General features: G+C 60.9%; 16 protein-coding genes. 8 read left to right on the forward strand and 8 right to left on the reverse strand.

The genetic code is table 11. From position 1 onward, the window contains the following. Positions 1-51: 51 nt before the first annotated feature. The 5 genes from astE to astC are packed head-to-tail and all read right to left on the reverse strand — an operon-like array spanning position 52 to position 6,075. On the reverse strand, positions 52-1,017 hold the full coding sequence (gene astE / locus C6A40_RS05285) for a succinylglutamate desuccinylase (protein WP_045336141.1): 966 nt from the start codon (positions 1,015-1,017) through the stop codon (positions 52-54). A gap of 10 nt (positions 1,018-1,027) precedes the next feature. Continuing rightward, positions 1,028-2,353: an N-succinylarginine dihydrolase gene (gene astB, locus C6A40_RS05290; RefSeq protein ID WP_021241067.1), complete on the reverse strand. Its 1,326-nt coding sequence runs from the start codon at positions 2,351-2,353 to the stop codon at positions 1,028-1,030. Further along, positions 2,340-3,827: a succinylglutamate-semialdehyde dehydrogenase gene (gene astD / locus C6A40_RS05295; RefSeq protein WP_045336143.1), complete on the reverse strand. Its 1,488-nt coding sequence runs from the start codon at positions 3,825-3,827 to the stop codon at positions 2,340-2,342. Before astD ends, astB begins: the two co-directional genes overlap by 14 nt. Beyond that, a complete protein-coding gene (gene astA / locus C6A40_RS05300; RefSeq protein ID WP_008500686.1) occupies positions 3,824-4,858 on the reverse strand; it encodes an arginine N-succinyltransferase in 1,035 nt (344 codons plus the stop codon). Before astA ends, astD begins: the two co-directional genes overlap by 4 nt. Beyond that, positions 4,855-6,075 carry a succinylornithine/acetylornithine transaminase gene (astC, locus tag C6A40_RS05305; protein ID WP_008500687.1) on the reverse strand — a complete coding sequence of 407 codons (1,221 nt, stop codon included), beginning with the start codon at positions 6,073-6,075 and terminating at the stop codon, positions 4,855-4,857. The genes astA and astC overlap by 4 nt, the downstream gene beginning before the upstream one ends. 433 nt (positions 6,076-6,508) lie before the next feature. On the opposite strand from astC, the gene xthA reads away from it, so the two are divergent. From xthA to C6A40_RS05335, 6 genes are all read left to right on the forward strand, one after another. Next, the gene (gene xthA, locus C6A40_RS05310; RefSeq protein WP_008500688.1) at positions 6,509-7,315 is read left to right on the forward strand and encodes an exodeoxyribonuclease III; all 807 of its coding nucleotides are present in this window, start codon (positions 6,509-6,511) and stop codon (positions 7,313-7,315) included. 69 nt (positions 7,316-7,384) lie between these two features. Continuing rightward, positions 7,385-8,005 carry a TVP38/TMEM64 family protein gene (locus C6A40_RS05315; protein ID WP_240905706.1) on the forward strand — a complete coding sequence of 207 codons (621 nt, stop codon included), beginning with the start codon at positions 7,385-7,387 and terminating at the stop codon, positions 8,003-8,005. 15 nt (positions 8,006-8,020) lie between these two features. Further along, a complete protein-coding gene (locus C6A40_RS05320; RefSeq protein ID WP_045336187.1) occupies positions 8,021-9,181 on the forward strand; it encodes an ABC transporter substrate-binding protein in 1,161 nt (386 codons plus the stop codon). Continuing rightward, positions 9,154-10,683: a thiamine ABC transporter permease gene (locus C6A40_RS05325; protein WP_045336147.1), complete on the forward strand. Its 1,530-nt coding sequence runs from the start codon at positions 9,154-9,156 to the stop codon at positions 10,681-10,683. The genes C6A40_RS05320 and C6A40_RS05325 overlap by 28 nt, the downstream gene beginning before the upstream one ends. Continuing rightward, positions 10,683-11,303, forward strand: coding sequence for an ATP-binding cassette domain-containing protein (locus C6A40_RS05330; protein WP_008500693.1), 621 nt, complete (start codon positions 10,683-10,685; stop codon positions 11,301-11,303). The genes C6A40_RS05325 and C6A40_RS05330 overlap by 1 nt, the downstream gene beginning before the upstream one ends. Before the next feature lie 73 nt (positions 11,304-11,376). Next, complete coding sequence (locus tag C6A40_RS05335) at positions 11,377-12,684, forward strand: sulfurtransferase (protein WP_045336148.1); 1,308 nt, start codon at positions 11,377-11,379, stop codon at positions 12,682-12,684. Here C6A40_RS05335 and C6A40_RS05340 read toward each other — a convergent pair. Together C6A40_RS05340 and C6A40_RS05345 are read right to left on the reverse strand one after the other, a co-directional pair. Beyond that, entirely contained in the window at positions 12,681-13,298 is a 618-nt protein-coding gene (locus C6A40_RS05340) for a CDP-alcohol phosphatidyltransferase family protein (RefSeq protein ID WP_045336150.1), read from the reverse strand. The genes C6A40_RS05335 and C6A40_RS05340 overlap by 4 nt on opposite strands. Further along, the gene (locus C6A40_RS05345) at positions 13,291-13,860 is read right to left on the reverse strand and encodes a carboxymuconolactone decarboxylase family protein (RefSeq protein WP_032663734.1); all 570 of its coding nucleotides are present in this window, start codon (positions 13,858-13,860) and stop codon (positions 13,291-13,293) included. Before C6A40_RS05345 ends, C6A40_RS05340 begins: the two co-directional genes overlap by 8 nt. 75 nt (positions 13,861-13,935) lie before the next feature. Between C6A40_RS05345 and C6A40_RS05350 the strand changes: the two genes are divergently transcribed. Continuing rightward, positions 13,936-14,352, forward strand: a complete 417-nt coding sequence (locus tag C6A40_RS05350; RefSeq protein ID WP_028015711.1) for a pyrimidine (deoxy)nucleoside triphosphate diphosphatase — start codon at positions 13,936-13,938, stop codon at positions 14,350-14,352. Here the strand turns inward: C6A40_RS05350 and C6A40_RS05355 are convergent. Beyond that, positions 14,312-14,590, reverse strand: coding sequence for a DUF1496 domain-containing protein (locus C6A40_RS05355; RefSeq protein ID WP_045336152.1), 279 nt, complete (start codon positions 14,588-14,590; stop codon positions 14,312-14,314). The genes C6A40_RS05350 and C6A40_RS05355 overlap by 41 nt on opposite strands. Positions 14,591-14,819: 229 nt before the next feature. On the opposite strand from C6A40_RS05355, the gene gdhA reads away from it, so the two are divergent. Continuing rightward, a complete protein-coding gene (gene gdhA, locus C6A40_RS05360) occupies positions 14,820-16,163 on the forward strand; it encodes an NADP-specific glutamate dehydrogenase (RefSeq protein ID WP_008500700.1) in 1,344 nt (447 codons plus the stop codon). Positions 16,164-16,202 lie beyond the last annotated feature (39 nt).

Below are 16,202 nucleotides of genomic sequence, written 5' to 3' on the forward strand. Positions count from 1 at the left end.
GCTAAGAAAAGGTATTTAACTTCCCCTCCCGGATGATGAGAGGGGAAAGGTTCAGGATATTTTTTCCAGCATCAGCCCGGCACGCAGGCCAAACGCGACGGTTGGGTTAGGGAATAAAACATACTCGGTGGTTTTCTGCACCTCGTAACGTTCCTCGCCATCCTCGGCCAGCAGCGCCCCTTTGCGGAACGGGGTGAAGTTGAGGGTGTGTGCGGCCATGTGGAGCAGGAAGGCGTCGCTGCGGCGCGTGATCTGCTGTACGACCCGGTAACGCTCAACGGTCTGGTGCGTAGGCTCGGGAGCCGACCCGCCCAGCAGCGCCCGCAGGGCGAGATGCGTTGGCGCAAAGCGGGTGAGATCGTTTTGCCCAAACGGCAGCGCTTTCCCCAGCTCCAGCGTACAGGACAACGCACCAAAGTGCTCACAGGTGAAGTGCGTAAAGGTTCCGCCCGGCGACTGGTGAAACACCAGCGCCTCCAGCCCGGCATCTCCCAGCCAGCTCAGAAAACCTTCCTCCCACGGCTGATTGCGCTGCGGCAGCACGCCGAAGCGGACATGGTAGGACGCGCGGATGGCCGTATGCAGATCCAGATGCCAGCGCACGGGACCCGCAGCGGCAAAGAACGCGGTCACCACATTCTCCAGCCACGCCGCCCGCGCCGTTTCGTCACTCTGCGGAAACTGCGACCAGCGCCCGCCGAACATGCGGTTAATGTCGCTCACCAGATACCGTTTATTTTGCGCCAGCGCAGGGGGATTGCCGAGCACCACCAGCACGCGGCACTTCAGGGCAATTTCATTGCGATACAGCGCGCGCAGCAGCAGATCGACAATCTCAACGGGCGCCGTTTCATTCCCGTGAATGCCCGTTGAAAGCAGCAGCGAGAGATCGCTCTTTGCGGTCGGCGTCAGCTCAAGCACCCCGCGCCCCAGCCACCGCCAGCGAAATGAGGGGCCATCCCCCTCTTTCTGTTCCGGCGTTTCATCGGCCAGGGTCAGCGCCAGTAAATTTTCCATACCCACTCCTTTAGCGCTGGAACGGATAAACCGATCCCAGCTGCAGGATTGTCGACAACGCGTCCAGTGCCTCGCGACCTTCGCGCAGAAGCTGCGGGTCAACCAGATCGGCCTGCGTTAGACGGTCGCGATAGTAGCGATCGACCCAGTCATTCAGGCGCGTAAAGAGCGTATCGTTCATCATGACCGCCGGGTTAACCGCCTGCATTTCGTCCTGAGTCAAGACCACGCGCAGACGTAAACAGGCTGGACCACCGCCGTTGGCCATGCTTTCACGCAGGTCAAACACGCGGAGTTCGTCAATCGGGTTATCCGCCTTCACCAGCTCGGTCAGGTAGCGCCATACGCCCTGATGATCCCGGGACTCCTGCGGCAGGACCAGCATCATGCTGCCGTCATCGCGGCTGAGCAGCTGGCTATTGAACAGATACGTTTCAACCGCGTCCTGCACGCTCACCGCCTCCGTTGGCACCTGGACAGGCGTGAAGCCGCGCACGCGCTCATGCAGCGTGGCGAGCAGCTTTTCCTGATGGGCAAACGCCTGCTCGTGGCAGAACAGCACCTGGCGGTTAGAAACGGCAATCACGTCGTTGTGGAACACGCCCTGGTCGATCACATGCGGGTTCTGCTGGGCAAAAATCACCTGGGAAGGATTCACCTGGTTCAGGCGGGCAACCGCCTGGCTGGCCGCCAGCGTCTGGCGGGCAGGATAACGGGTTGGCGCGACGTGGCCCCCCTCTTCTCGCCCGTAAATAAACAGCTGCACACCCGGCTCGCCATAATCGCCCCCCAGGCGGTTATGGTTGGCCGCACCTTCGTCGCCAAACATCGCCACCTGCGGCAGGGCCTGATGCACCGCGAAATGGGCGTCCTGGTTGAAAATGGCGCGCAGCACGCGCTCGGTGGTTTCCGCTTCGGTGGCGCGGTGAAACTTGTTATTCAGGTTCGCCACCGTCAGGTGGACTTTGCCATCCAGCGTATCGGCTGACGGCGCGACGGTTGCCGCGTTGGCGACCCACATCGAAGAGGCGGAGCTTGCCGCCGAGAGCAGGTGCGGCGTCTGCGTCCCCGCTTTTTCGACCACCTGCTCATCGGTACCGCTAAAGCCGAGCTGACGCAGCACCGCCACGTTCGGACGCTCCTGCGGCGGGATCACCGCCTGCGGGAAACCGGCATCCGCCAGCGCTTTCATCTTAAGCAGCCCCTGCTTCGCCGCCAGCTTCGGGTTGGAAACCTGAAAACGGTGCTTCGTGGAGGCTTCATTACCAAAAGAGAGACCGGCGTAGTGGTGCGTCAGCCCCACCAGCCCGTCAAAGTTGACTTCACGCGCTTTCATGACGGTCCCCTCCGGTAAAGTCCAGCCCCGGATTAAGCGTCTCCGGCAGCGTCAGCGCCGGGGTTTCCAGGCTCGCCATCGGCCAGGCACAGTAATCGGCGGCATACCACGCGCTGGCGCGATGGTTGCCCGACGCGCCCACGCCGCCAAACGGCGCGGTGCTCGCGGCCCCGGTCAGCGGTTTATTCCAGTTCACAATCCCGGCGCGCGCTTCCAGCAGCAGTTGGTCAAACTTCTCGCGATGCGGCGAAATCAGCCCACTCGACAGGCCGTAGCGGGTGTTATTGGCCATCGCAATCGCCGCATCGAAATCGTCATAGCGCCAGACGCACAGCAGCGGGCCAAAGACCTCTTCATCCGGCACGTTGCTCGCGCCGCTCATCTCAACGATGCCCGGCGTCAGGAGCGAGGCACCCGGCTGAACCTGCTTCGGCTCGAGCAGGGTTTTCGCGCCGCGCGCAACGTGGTCCTGCCAGGCCTTCAGCACGTTCAGCGCGGCCTGTTCGGAAATCAGTCCACCGATAAACGGCTGCGGATCGGCATCCCACGCGGCTGGCACCAGGCGCGCGCTCACCTCTACCAGACGTTTGAGGAAAGCATCACCCTGCGCGCCTCTTTTCACCAGCAGGCGGCGGGCGCAGGTGCAGCGTTGTCCGGCGGTAATAAAGGCGGACTGAATCGTCAGGTGCACCGCGGCGTCGATATCGTCAGGGTCTTCCACAATCAGCGGGTTGTTGCCGCCCATCTCGAGAGCAAGGATTTTTTCCGGCTGCCCCGCCAGCTGGCGATGCAGCTGATAGCCCGTCCCGGCGCTGCCGGTAAACAGCAGGCCGTCGATATCGCTCAGCGCGCTCAGCGCCTGGCCGGTTTCGCGTCCGCCCTGCACCAGGTTCAGCACGCCCGGCGGCAGGCCAGCCTGTTCCCACAGCTTAACCACCGCCTCGCCGGTTAATGGGGTGAGCTCGCTCGGCTTGAAAATCACGGTATTACCCGCCAGCAGCGCGGGCACAATGTGGCCATTCGGCAGATGCCCCGGGAAGTTATACGGGCCAAACACCGCCAGCACGCCGTGCGGACGGTGGCGCAGCGTGGCCGCGCCGTCCGGCATCTCGGTGTGCTGTTCGCCGGTGCGGGTGTGGTACGCCTTCACCGAAATGGCGACTTTGTTGATCATCGCCATCACTTCGGTTGCCGCTTCCCAGCGCGGTTTACTGGTTTCAGACGCGATGATGCGCGTCAGTTCGGCCTTATTTGCCTCCAGCAGCCCGGCAAACTTTTCAACAAGCGCCTGGCGCACGGCGAAAGGCTGTTTTGCCCACGCCGGGAACGCGCGGCGAGCGGCATGGCAGGCCTGTTCCACCTGCGCGGCGCTGGCGTCGTTCCCCTTCCAGAGCACCTCTTTTCCTACCGGATTGGTCTTTACGCGCTGTTCGCCTTCGCCCGTGACCCAGTCACCGTTAATCCATAATGTCATGCTGTTTTCTCCTCAGGGCAGAGACGCACCAGGCGAACCTTATCGCCGGCGTTACATTTCAGGGCATCCAGCTCTGCAGCCGTCAGCACCAGACGTTCACATTTCGGGTTGGTCCGCACCAGCATCGCACGGAAGTTGGCATAATTTTCGTTCGCCACCAGGCATGCCGGCCAGTCGCCCGGCGCGGGCTGGCCTTCAGAGACCTCAACCAGCCGGCTTTTACGGATAGCGCGCACGCGGTCGATATCGCACTCAAGCGTGGGCCCGCCGTCAAAGATGTCGACATAGTTGCGGTAGCGGAACCCTTCTTTCTCCAGCACCGCGCGGGCTGGCGCGGTTTGCGGATGCACTTCGCCGATCACCGCCTGCGCTTCCGGGCTGAGGAAATGGGTATAGATAGGATGCTTCGGCATCAGTTCGGCAATAAAGGCTTTCTGACCCGTGCCGCAGAGATAGTCCGCCCGGCTGAACTCCATAGAGAAGAAGCGCTCGCCCAGGCTCTCCCAGAACGGTGAATAGCCGGTGTCGTCGATCACGCCGCGCATCTCCGCAACCACCTTTTCGTTAAAGCGATCGCGGAAGGCGGCCATAAACATAAAGCGCGATTTGGAGAGCAGATAGCCGTTGCCCTCCTTGCGCCACGCCGGGTCGAGGAACAGCGTGCAAAGCTCGCTGGCGCCCGTGTGGTCATTGCAGAGGAACAGCGTCGGCAGCGCGTTATAGACGTTCAGCTCTTTCGAGGCATGAACCATGGTGCCGACGCGGTAGTTGTACCACGGGTCGTTAAGCCCGACGGCCACTTCAATGGCGCAGATCCCGGCCACGGTCCCCGTGTCGGTGTCTTCCAGCACGAACACATACCCCTGTTCGCTTTTTGGCAACGTCCCCTGCCAGGTTTGAAGGGCGCGCTCAATGCGCGCCGACAGCGTTTTTTCATCGGCAGGAAGCGAGGTCAGCCCGCCTCCCGTCTTACCGGCAAGCTGCATGAGCCCGGCGAGATCGCCGCGCTCAACGGGACGGATGACCATCATGATGACACCCCGGATTTCACCTTTTCACACGCCAGCGCAAAGCGGTCCAGACCGGTTTGCACCTCTTCCTCGCTGACAATCAGCGCGGGAGCAAAACGCACGACGTTGGCACCGGCAATCAGCACCATCACGCCCACTTTTGCCGCTTCCTGTGAAATAAGTTTAGCTTTTCCGGCAAACTCAGCGGTGAGCTCGCAGCCGATTAACAGCCCCAGGCCACGAATTTCTTTAAACAGGCCAACCTTGCCGTTGATGGCATTCAGGCGCTCAACAAACCAGTCGTGGCGCTGCTTAACGCCCTTCAGCACCTCAGGGGTATTAATGATGTCGAGCACCTGTCCGGCAACGGCAGTGGCCAGCGGGTTGCCGCCGTAGGTGGTGCCGTGGGTACCGACGGTCATCACGCTGGCGAATTTATCGGTGGTCAGCGTTGCGCCAATCGGGAAGCCGCCGCCCAGCGCTTTGGCGGTCGACAGCACGTCCGGCGTGACGCCGTAGTGCATATAGGCATACAGCTCGCCGGTGCGGCCCACGCCGGTCTGCACTTCGTCGAAAATCAGCACCGCGTTATGACGATCGCACAGCTCGCGCAGCCCCTGCAGGAATTCCTTTTTCGCCGGAAGCACGCCACCCTCACCCTGCATCGGCTCGACGATCACCGCACAGGTGGTGTCGTTAATCAGCTCGCTCGCAGACTGCAGATCGTTATAAATACCGTGACGGATATCCGGCGGCAGCGGTGCGAAATCCTGCGAGTAGGAAGGCTGGCCACCCGCGCTGACGGTAAAGAGCGTGCGTCCGTGGAAGGCATTTTTAAACGCCACGATACCGCTCTTGTGGGTACCAAACTTATCGTGCGCATATTTGCGCGCCAGCTTCAGCGCCGCTTCGTTGGCTTCCGCCCCCGAGTTACAGAAAAAGACTTTTTCGGCAAACGTCGCGTCGATCAGTTTTTTGGCCAGGCGCAGCGCAGGCTCGTTGGTAAAGCCGTTGCCGGTATGCCAGAACTTCGCCGCCTGGTCATTGAGCGCCTGACGCAGCGCCGGGTGGGCATGCCCCAGCGCGTTCACCGCAATCCCACCGGCAAAGTCGATATACTCTTTACCCTGCTGATCCCACAGGCGCGAGCCTTCCCCACGAACCGGAATAAAAGCCGCCGGAGCGTAAACCGGCATCATCCATTCATCGAAATTTTCACGCGTAATTGACAGAGACATAGCGACCTCATCCGGTAAATAAAAGGTTATTTGAATGTTAAATAATTGAGTGTTTGCACTGTGAATGTAGATTGCAGCCTTCGTGCCAGCCAGCGATAAAAATGCATAAACAGGTTGAGAGAACAGAATATCAATAAGTTACAACATGGAGTTATTCACTGTTATTGCATAAAAAGTGAATATTTTTACGACAAGCGGCGCTTTGCCGCATGAAAATCAGAAAGAGTATGCACAGGCCAAATATAATTCTGGAATTGTGATCGCTCGCGAAATTTATCGGCCATTTACGCCCTCTTTGGGGGCGAAGCGCGTCAGAATGGTGCAAATATTGCACCACCGGCATTATCTGTTGCAGTTATTGGTCGAACCCGGTAACAGTTGACGCAAATTCTGCTACCATCCTTGCACTATTCACCTTGCACTGGCAGCGACTATGAAATTTGTCTCTTTTAATATCAACGGCCTGCGTGCCCGCCCTCATCAGCTTGAAGCTATCGTTGAGCAACATCAGCCAGATGTGATCGGCCTGCAGGAGACAAAGGTTCACGACGACATGTTCCCCCTCGAAGAGGTGGCGAAACTCGGCTACAACGTCTTTTATCACGGCCAGAAAGGTCACTACGGCGTCGCGCTGCTGACCAAAGCGCCACCGGTTTCCGTGCGTCGCGGCTTCCCGGGCGACGGTGAAGAAGCACAGCGTCGCATTATCATGGCGGAAGTCCCTTCTGCGATCGGCAATATCACGGTCATCAACGGCTATTTCCCGCAGGGTGAGAGCCGTGACCATGAGACCAAATTCCCGGCTAAAGCGAAGTTTTATCAGGATCTGCAGGACTACCTGACCACCGAACTCAAAAAAGAGAATCCGGTGCTGATCATGGGCGACATGAATATCAGCCCGACGGATCTCGATATCGGTATTGGCGAAGAGAACCGCAAACGCTGGCTGCGCACCGGCAAATGCTCCTTCCTGCCGGAAGAGCGTGAGTGGATGGAGCGCCTGCTGGGCTGGGGCCTGGTGGATACGTTCCGCAATGCCAACCCGGAAACGCAGGATCGCTTCTCCTGGTTTGATTACCGCTCCAAAGGCTTTGACGACAACCGCGGCCTGCGTATCGATCTGCTGCTGGCCAGTTCCCCGCTGGCCGAGCGCTGCATCGAAACCGGGATCGACTACGACATCCGCAGCATGGAAAAACCGTCTGACCACGCGCCGGTGTGGGCTAAATTCAAGCTGTAATGACGCGTGAACCTTTCAAAAACACTCTTCCTGTGCGCCCTTCTGGGCGCCTTTATTCTGGCGTTTATCATGCTTCCGCCGGGAACCCTCTCCCTGGAAGGGATTAAAACGCATCAGCAGTCATTACTCTCCTATGTCGACCACTCGCCGCTGCGCAGCGCGCTGATCTTCTTTGCGGTCTATGTGGCGGTCTCCGCCCTCTCGATCCCCGGCGCGGCGATCCTGACCCTGCTGGGCGGGACGTTGTTTAGCCTGTGGGAAGGCACCGTGCTGGTCTCGTTTGCCTCCACGCTTGGGGCCACGCTGGCGATGCTCGCCAGCCGCTATCTTTTGCGCGACTGGGTGCAACGGCGGTTTGCCCGGCAGATGGGTACGGTGAATACCGGCATGGCGCGCGACGGCGCGGGCTATCTTTTTGCCCTGCGCCTGATGCCGCTGTTCCCGTTTTTCCTGGTGAATTTGCTGATGGGGCTGACCCGGATTGGTGTATTTCGCTACTGGTGGGTGAGCCAGGTCGCCATGCTGCCCGCCACGATTATCTTTCTGAACGCCGGGCGCGAGCTGGGAAAAGTGACCTCGGTGCGCGATATTTTGTCGCCGGGCATGCTATTCGCCTTTACACTATTGGGGTTATTGCCGCTGGTCACCCGCCGGCTGTTTTCCCGTTATCTCCCGTCTGCTAAAAAGTGAGGCATTATGCGCCGTGTGCGTTTTTGCACGTTTCTGACCGGTCTGCTGCTGGCGGCCCCTCTGTATGCCGCCGACGGCTGGCAGGCTATTCAGCAACAGGCCAAAGGCCAGACCGTCTGGTTTAACGCCTGGGGCGGCGATCCGGCGGTCAACCGCTATCTGGAGTGGGTCAGCGGCGAGATGCAAACGCACTATGCCATTATCCTTAAAATTGTCCCGCTGGCGGATGCTGCCGACGCGGTAAAACGTATTCAGACCGAAGCCGCCGCGGGGCGCAAGACCAACGGCTCCGTTGACCTGCTGTGGGTTAACGGCGAGAACTTCCGCACGCTGAAAGAGGCAAACCTGCTGGAGACCGGATGGGCGCAGACGTTGCCCAACTGGCGCTATGTCGATACCCGCAAGCCCGTCACGGAGGATTTTGCTATCCCCACAGACGGCGCGGAATCGCCGTGGGGCGGCGCGCAGCTGACCTTTATCGCCCGCAAAGCCAGCATGCCGACGCCGCCTGTGGATCCTCAGGCACTGCTGGCTTACGCGCAGCAGCATCCGGGCAAGATCAGCTATCCTCGCCCGCCCGATTTTACCGGCACGGCATTTCTTGAGCAGCTGCTGATGACGCTAACCGCTCACCCGGAGGCGCTGCAAAAGGCCCCCGATAGCACCTTTGCCGAGGTCACGGCCCCGCTCTGGGATTATCTGGACACGCTCCACCCGCTGCTGTGGCGCGAAGGGAAAGATTTTCCCCCTTCTCCTGCACGGATGGATGCCCTGCTTGCCAGCGGCAGCCTGTACCTGTCGCTGACCTTTAACCCGGCCCATGCGCAGCAGAAAGTGGCGAGCGGCGAACTGCCCGCCGACAGCTACAGCTATGGTTTTCAGGGCGGGATGCTCGGCAACGTCCATTTTGTGGCGATTCCGGCCAACGCCAGCGCGAGCGCGGGAGCGAAAATAGTCGCCAATTTCCTGCTGTCGCCGCAGGCGCAGATCCGTAAAGCTGACCCGGCCATCTGGGGCGATCCGAGCGTGCTGGATGCGAAAACGCTGCCCGAAGAAGAAGCCAGACAGCTGCTGGCCCACACGACTCAGGGGCTGCCGGAGGTGCTTGCCGAGCCGCAGTCCGCCTGGGTGAACGCGCTGGAGCAGGAATGGCTGCGTCGTTACGGCACCCGCTGAGCGGGCTCGTCTGGCTGGCGATGGCGGTGATTTATCTGCCGATCCTGCCCGCCGGCGCCATGCTGCTTGCCCCGGCGTTTTCGCTGACAAACTGGCAGCGGCTGCTGAACGATCCGCAGCTCCCGCAGGCGGCCGTCGCCACGCTGGTCTCAACGCTCATCGCCACGCTGGGGGCGTTATTCATTGCCCTTCTCCTCGTCAGCCTTCTCTGGCCCGGAAAACGCTGGCGACGTCTCACAACCCGTCTGCCGTGGCTGCTGGCGATACCCCATGTGGCGTTCGCCACCGGCGCGCTACTGCTGTTTGCCGAGGGCGGACTGTTTTATCAGGTCTGCACCGTCTGTTCGCCGCCGTTTGACCGCTACGGCGTCGGGCTGGGGCTGACGCTCGCGGTCAAAGAGAGCGCGTTTGTCCTGTGGGCGATTTATGCCGTACTGCCGGAAAAACGGCTCGCGCAGCAGAAGATCGTCCTGCAGACGCTCGGCTACGGGCGTTTTCAGACGCTGAGCTGGCTGATTCTGCCAGCTATCGCGCCCGTCCTCGGGGCAGTCATGCTGGCGGTGCTGGCATGGTCGCTGTCGGTCGTGGACGTGGCGATCGTTCTCGGGCCCGGCAACCCGCCTACCCTGGCCGTGCTGGCCTGGCAGTGGTTAAGCCAGGGCGACGCACAGCAGCAGGCAAAAGGGACGCTGCTGTGCCTGCTTCTCCTTCTGCTGCTGGCCGCGCTTGCCGCTCTGGGATACGGACTCTGGAAGGCATGGGTTCGCACACTAGCGGACCTCACCGGAACGCGTCCCCGGTCGCAGCGCGTCCTGCCTGAGCGGGCACTGAGCGGGTTTCTGCCCGCCTGCGGCGTCCTGTGCGCCGCGGTACTGCTGATGCTGGCGCAACGGGATGACGTTGGCCCGGTGGGAACCAGCCTTTCCTTCGGTCTGCTTTCAGCCCTGATTGCCCTGGTCGTCGGGTTACTCTGGCTGGAGTGGGGCCCGCAGCGCGGCACGCTGTGGGTATGGTTACCGCTCGCCCTTCCGGCCCTCCCGCTCGTCACCGGCCAGTATGCCATTGCGTTGCACCTGGGCATCGACGGGCACTACGCCGCCGTGCTTTGGAGCCACCTTCTGTGGGTATTGCCGTGGATGCTGCTGGTACTGCAACCCGCCTGGCGACGGATCGATCCCCGGCTTATCCTCACCGCCAGAACCCTCGGCTGGCGACGGACAAAAATCTTTTTACTGCTGAAATGCCCGCTGCTGGTGCGCCCTGCGCTACTGGCCTTTGCCACCGGCTTTTCCGTCAGCATGGCGCAATATATGCCGACGCTGTGGCTGGGCGCGGGGCATTTCGCCACGCTGACCACCGAAACCGTGGCGCTCAGCAGCGGGGGCAGCATCCCGATTCTCGCTAACCGGGCGCTGGGATTACTGCTGGTCACGGGCACGGTATTTGGTCTTGCCGCCCTGCTATCCCGGCTCGTGGGCTGCTACCGACAAGGGTTACGTTAATGCTGAAGGTAAAAAATCTCACCATCGAACCGCTTTTCCGCGAGGTCAGTTTTTGCGTGCCCCGCGGGGAGATCGTCACCCTGATGGGGCCGTCCGGCAGCGGAAAGTCGACCCTTTTTGCCTGGATGGTCGGCGCGCTGTCAGACGATTTCCAGGCGCGGGGCGAACTGTGGCTCGACGCGCGTCGCTGCGACGCGCTTCCCGTGGAGTCCCGCGGGCTGGGTATTCTCTTTCAGGATGCGCTGCTGTTCGACCAGTTCAGCGTCGGGCAAAATTTGCTGCTGGCGCTGCCCGAGCGCATCGCCGGGCGCGCGCGTCGGGAGGCGGTCGCGCAGGCGCTGGATTCCGCCGGGCTGAGCGGCCATTACGCCAGCGATCCGGCCACCCTCTCCGGCGGGGAGCGTGCCCGGGTCAGCCTGCTGCGGGCCCTGCTCGCGGAGCCGCAGGCGCTGCTGCTGGATGAACCGTTCAGCCGCCTCGATAAAGCGTTACGGGCCACGTTTCGGGCATGGGTATTTGACGCCGTCCGCGCGCGCAATATTCCGGCGGTGCTGGTCACGCACGATGAGGACGATATTCCACCCGGCGGCGAGCTGATTGAGATTTCTCGCTGGCAATAATGTGCTAACGCAATGTTTTCCGTTTCGGGAGAGACGACAATGCCCCCCTCTTTTACTGACGTCAGGTTATTCGATGAAACGTGTTTCTCAACTGACCGCGCTGGCCCTGCTCTGCGGCCTCGCTTCCTTTTCCTCGCTGGCGGCTGATATGCCCAACGCCATCACGCTGTCTCAGCTTCAGGCACAGCACGGCACGCCTGTCGACACACGCGCCAGCGCCTTCTATAACGGCTGGCCGCAGACGCTCAGCGGCCCCTCCGGGCATGAACCCGCCGCGCTCAACCTTGCTGCCGCCTGGCTCAGCGCCATGAGCGACGAGCAGATTGCGCTGTGGGCAAAACAGCATCAGCTTACCCCTGCGACGACCATCGCCCTGTACGGCGACGAGAACGATAACCAGGCGGTGAAAGCCCGCCTGGAGAAAGCCGGGTACCGCCACGTTTCGCTGCTCAGCGATGCTCTGCAGACGCCCGAGCGCCTTCAGCGCCTGCCTCACTTTGAACAGCTGGTTTACCCGCAGTGGATCCACCGGCTCCAGCAGGGTAAACCCGTGGCTGCCGCGCCGGCGGGCGACTGGAAAGTGATTGAGGCCGCCTGGGGTGCACCGAAGTTTTACCTGCTGAACCACATTCCCGGCGCGGGCTATATCGACACCAACGAGGTGGAAAGCGAACCGCTGTGGAATAAAGTCTCCGACGACAAGCTGAGAGCGATGCTGGCGAAGCACGGGATCCGTCACGATACCACCGTCATTTTGTATGGCCGCGACGTCTACGCCGCCGCGCGCGTGGCGCAGATTATGCTGTATGCGGGCGTGAAGGATGTGCGTATTCTCGACGGCGGCTGGAAGGCGTGGTCAGATGCAGGCCTGCCGGTTGAGCGCGGTACGCCCGGTAAAGTGACGCCCGCCCCCGATTTCGGCGCGCCGATCCCTGGTCAGCCGCAGCTGATGGTGGATATGGAACAGGCGCGTGGCATGCTGCACCGTCAGGATGCCTCTCTGGTCAGCATACGCTCGTGGCCGGAGTTCATCGGCGAAACCAGCGGCTACAGCTACATCAAGCCAAAAGGTGAAATTGCCGGTGCCCGCTGGGGTCACGCGGGCAGCGATGCCACCCACATGGAGGATTTCCATAACCCGGATGGCACCATGCGCAGCGCTGACGACATCGCCGCCCAGTGGAAGCGCTGGAATATTCTGCCGGAACAGCACGTCGCGTTTTACTGCGGCACCGGCTGGCGGGCGTCCGAAACCTTTATGTACGCCCGGGCGATGGGCTGGAAGAATATCGCCGTCTATGACGGCGGCTGGTACGAATGGAGCAGTCACCCGCAGAACCCGGTGACGACCGGTGAGCGCGGGCCAGAAAGCGCGTTCTAAGCGTTAAGTGACTTCAGCGTCACGTAGCCGCTCCAGATGCGCGTTGTGGTGGTCAGCCAGCACAGCGCGCCAAATACCCACGCGAAAAGCGTAAAGTGTGCAGGAAAAAGGCAGCACAGCGCAAACAGCGCGATGGTCTCCGTCCCTTCCGTTAACCCGCCGATGTAATAAAACGACTTGTGCGCATAGCCGGGGTTCTCGATGTCGTGCTTCGCGGCCAGGGCCGCGAACGCCAGAAAACTGCTGCCGGTCCCGATAAACGCGAACAGCAGCCAGGCGGCCGCCAGCGCATTTTCCGCCGGTGCTGCCAGCGCAAAGCCAAACGGCACCAGGGCGTAGAACAGAAAGTCGAGCGCGATATCGAGAAATCCCCCCGCATCGGTCAGGCCTCTGCGGCGCGCCAGCGCCCCGTCCAGACCGTCCAGCAGGCGGTTAAGCACGATGGCGACCAGCGCCGCCGGATACCAGCCGAGGGCCAGAAACGGCAGCGCCAGCACGCCGATGGCAAACCCGGTCAGGGTTAATCCGTCTGGCGTGATGCCCGGCCTGTCCAGCATAGAGACCAGACGATTCAGCGCCGGTTTTATCCGCGGGTGAAGATGGCGATCAAGCATGGGGCGTCTCGTTAAAGGTGGCGCATAGCCCCTGCGCCGGAATATCCAGCGCGGCGTTAAAGCGGGCAGAGAGATTCTGAAAGGCAATGAGCGCCGTCATCTCGGTGATGGCGTCTTCCGTAAAGTGGCGCTTCAGCGCCGTTCTGATGGCCTCATCCGCCCGGGGCGGCGTGGCGGTCACCGCCTCGGCGTAGGCCAGCGCCGCGCGCTCCTGCTCCGTGAACAAGGCGGATGCCTGCCAGTCGCTCACGGCCTGCACCTTTTCCAGCGCCCCGCAGCGCTCGGCCAGCCGCAGGCTGTTGGCATCAATACAGAAAGCGCAGTGGCAGAGCTGGGACACCCGCGTCATGAGCAGCGAACGCAGCACGGGCGTCAGGCGCGCGTGACGACGCTCCAGAAAACCGACGAACAGCGCGACCAGCCAGAACAGACGCGGCATGCGCCCCCACCAGCGCGTGGGATTCAGCACGGCGCCAAAATGCTTTTTCTGCATCACGGCAATGGGTTTAAGGCTGGCGGGAAGGGATTCGATAGGGGCAACCCAGGCGGTAGTCTCTTTCACCTGATTCTCCTGATTACTGGACTCTGAGAAAGGGCACGATAATATGTCTTTTTTCGCTATCAATTATTGACGACCATGCTGAAAACACTCGATGTCGTTGCCGCCATCATCGAAAAAGACGACAAAATTTTACTGGCGCAGCGCCCTGCCCACGCCGACCAGCCGGGCATGTGGGAATTTGCAGGCGGCAAAGTCGAGGCGGGTGAAACCCAGCCCGAGGCGCTTATCCGCGAGCTGCGTGAAGAGTTGGGTATTGAAGCGCGGCCTGCGCAATACGTGGCAAGCCACCAGCGCGAGGTCTCGCAGCGCTTAATCAACCTGCACGCCTGGCACGTTCCTGCGTTTAGCGGTGCGCTCACGGCGCACTACCACAGCGCGCTGGCGTGGTGTACGCCGGAAGAGGCGTTTGGCTACGCCTTAGCCCCCGCGGATATTCCTCTGCTGGAGGCGTTTATTGTTTTACGCGACGCCAGACCAGCGGGTTCGTGCTGATGGCGCGCTCGTCGCGCTGGCACTGCAACAGCACGCCCTCCGCTTTCACCACGGCCCCTTCCGAGTAGTTCTGATTCTGATAGATGCAGCAATGATTACAGGGCTGCACCGTTTGATTCTGGCCGCTGGAGGTAAACACTTCCGGCGGCACATTCACTTCCACATCCGGGCGAATGCGGTCAGCCTGCGCGCCTGCGGTAAAGATCGCACATAACGCGGTAAGTACATAACGGTTCATAGACACATCTTCCTGTTGTTCCCTTGATAATGACTATAACGGTAAACCGGCGCGGAACCTTTAATTTATCTCGTCATCGCTTTTGGTTATGACGCAGCACCTGTCATTAATTTCCCTTTCGTCCTGAATTTCTGCTTGCCACACAAAGCGGTACGGGTGGTATAGTCAAAAAAACAACACAAAACGCATAAGTCATATACAAACATTATTATAAGAGGTTCTTATATCTATGGATCAGACACGCTCTCTGGAAAGTTTCCTTGCCCATGTTCAGCAGCGCGACCCGCACCAAAGCGAGTTCGCCCAGGCCGTGCGTGAAGTGATGACCACCCTGTGGCCCTTCCTTGAACAAAACCCGCGCTATCGCCAGATGTCGTTGCTCGAACGCCTGGTCGAGCCAGAGCGCGTGATCCAGTTCCGCGTGACCTGGGTGGACGATCGCAATCAGGTGCAGGTTAACCGCGCGTGGCGCGTCCAGTTTAACTCCGCCATCGGCCCGTTTAAGGGCGGCATGCGTTTCCACCCTTCCGTGAATTTGTCCATTTTGAAATTCCTCGGCTTTGAGCAGACCTTTAAAAACGCGCTGACCACGCTGCCCATGGGCGGCGGAAAAGGCGGCAGCGATTTCGACCCGAAAGGCAAAAGCGAAGGTGAAGTGATGCGTTTCTGCCAGGCGCTGATGACCGAACTCTACCGTCACCTCGGCCCCGATACCGACGTGCCTGCCGGTGATATCGGCGTGGGCGGACGTGAAGTGGGCTTTATGGCCGGGATGATGAAAAAGCTTTCCAACAACAGCGCCTGCGTCTTTACCGGCAAAGGGCTGTCGTTTGGCGGGAGCCTGATCCGCCCGGAAGCGACCGGGTACGGCCTGGTTTACTTCACAGAGGCCATGCTCAAGCGTCACGGCTTAGGCTTCGAAGGCATGCGCGTAGCCGTTTCCGGCTCCGGTAACGTGGCGCAGTACGCGATTGAAAAAGCGATGCAGTTTGGCGCTCGCGTGGTGACCGCCTCTGACTCCAGCGGAACGGTGGTGGATGAAGCGGGCTTCACGGCAGAGAAGCTGGCGCGCCTGTGTGAAATCAAAGCCAGCCGCGATGGACGCGTAGCGGATTACGCCCGGGAGTTTGGCCTGACCTATCTCGAAGGTAAACAGCCGTGGGGCGTGCCGGTGGATATCGCCCTGCCGTGCGCCACGCAGAACGAGCTGGATGCTGAAGCCGCGCGCACGTTGATTAGCAACGGCGTAAAAGCGGTCGCCGAAGGGGCAAACATGCCGACCACCATCGACGCGACGGACCTGTTCCTGGAGGCAGGCGTGCTGTTTGCACCGGGCAAGGCCGCCAACGCGGGCGGCGTGGCAACCTCCGGCCTCGAGATGGCGCAAAACGCCGCGCGTCTCGGCTGGAAGGCAGAGAAAGTGGATGCGCGCCTGCACCATATCATGCTGGATATTCACCACGCCTGCGTGGAGTACGGCGGTGAAGCATCGCAAACCAACTACGTGCGTGGGGCGAATATCGCCGGGTTCGTGAAGGTAGCGGATGCGATGATTGGGCAGGGTGTGATTTAAGTTTTCGCGGCGTTCTCGCCCTGTAGGCCCGGTAAGCGT

It is taken from the genome of Enterobacter sp. GER_MD16_1505_Eko_090, assembly GCF_003331015.1.
In the GTDB taxonomy this organism is placed as follows: Bacteria; Pseudomonadota; Gammaproteobacteria; order Enterobacterales; family Enterobacteriaceae; genus Enterobacter; species Enterobacter roggenkampii.

Bases quoted from the DNA above. Each gene is read 5' to 3' on its own strand.
- astE (WP_045336141.1), bottom strand. From the start codon at position 1,017: ATGGAAAATTTACTGGCGCTGACCCTGGCCGATGAAACGCCGGAACAG.
- astB (WP_021241067.1), bottom strand. From the start codon at position 2,353: ATGAAAGCGCGTGAAGTCAACTTTGACGGGCTGGTGGGGCTGACGCAC.
- astD (WP_045336143.1), bottom strand. From the start codon at position 3,827: ATGACATTATGGATTAACGGTGACTGGGTCACGGGCGAAGGCGAACAG.
- astA (WP_008500686.1), bottom strand. From the start codon at position 4,858: ATGATGGTCATCCGTCCCGTTGAGCGCGGCGATCTCGCCGGGCTCATG.
- astC (WP_008500687.1), bottom strand. From the start codon at position 6,075: ATGTCTCTGTCAATTACGCGTGAAAATTTCGATGAATGGATGATGCCG.
- xthA (WP_008500688.1), top strand. From the start codon at position 6,509: ATGAAATTTGTCTCTTTTAATATCAACGGCCTGCGTGCCCGCCCTCAT.
- C6A40_RS05315 (WP_240905706.1), top strand. From the start codon at position 7,385: ATGCTTCCGCCGGGAACCCTCTCCCTGGAAGGGATTAAAACGCATCAG.
- C6A40_RS05325 (WP_045336147.1), top strand. From the start codon at position 9,154: ATGGCTGCGTCGTTACGGCACCCGCTGAGCGGGCTCGTCTGGCTGGCG.
- C6A40_RS05330 (WP_008500693.1), top strand. From the start codon at position 10,683: ATGCTGAAGGTAAAAAATCTCACCATCGAACCGCTTTTCCGCGAGGTC.
- C6A40_RS05335 (WP_045336148.1), top strand. From the start codon at position 11,377: ATGAAACGTGTTTCTCAACTGACCGCGCTGGCCCTGCTCTGCGGCCTC.
- C6A40_RS05340 (WP_045336150.1), bottom strand. From the start codon at position 13,298: ATGCTTGATCGCCATCTTCACCCGCGGATAAAACCGGCGCTGAATCGT.
- C6A40_RS05350 (WP_028015711.1), top strand. From the start codon at position 13,936: ATGCTGAAAACACTCGATGTCGTTGCCGCCATCATCGAAAAAGACGAC.
- C6A40_RS05355 (WP_045336152.1), bottom strand. From the start codon at position 14,590: ATGAACCGTTATGTACTTACCGCGTTATGTGCGATCTTTACCGCAGGC.
- gdhA (WP_008500700.1), top strand. From the start codon at position 14,820: ATGGATCAGACACGCTCTCTGGAAAGTTTCCTTGCCCATGTTCAGCAG.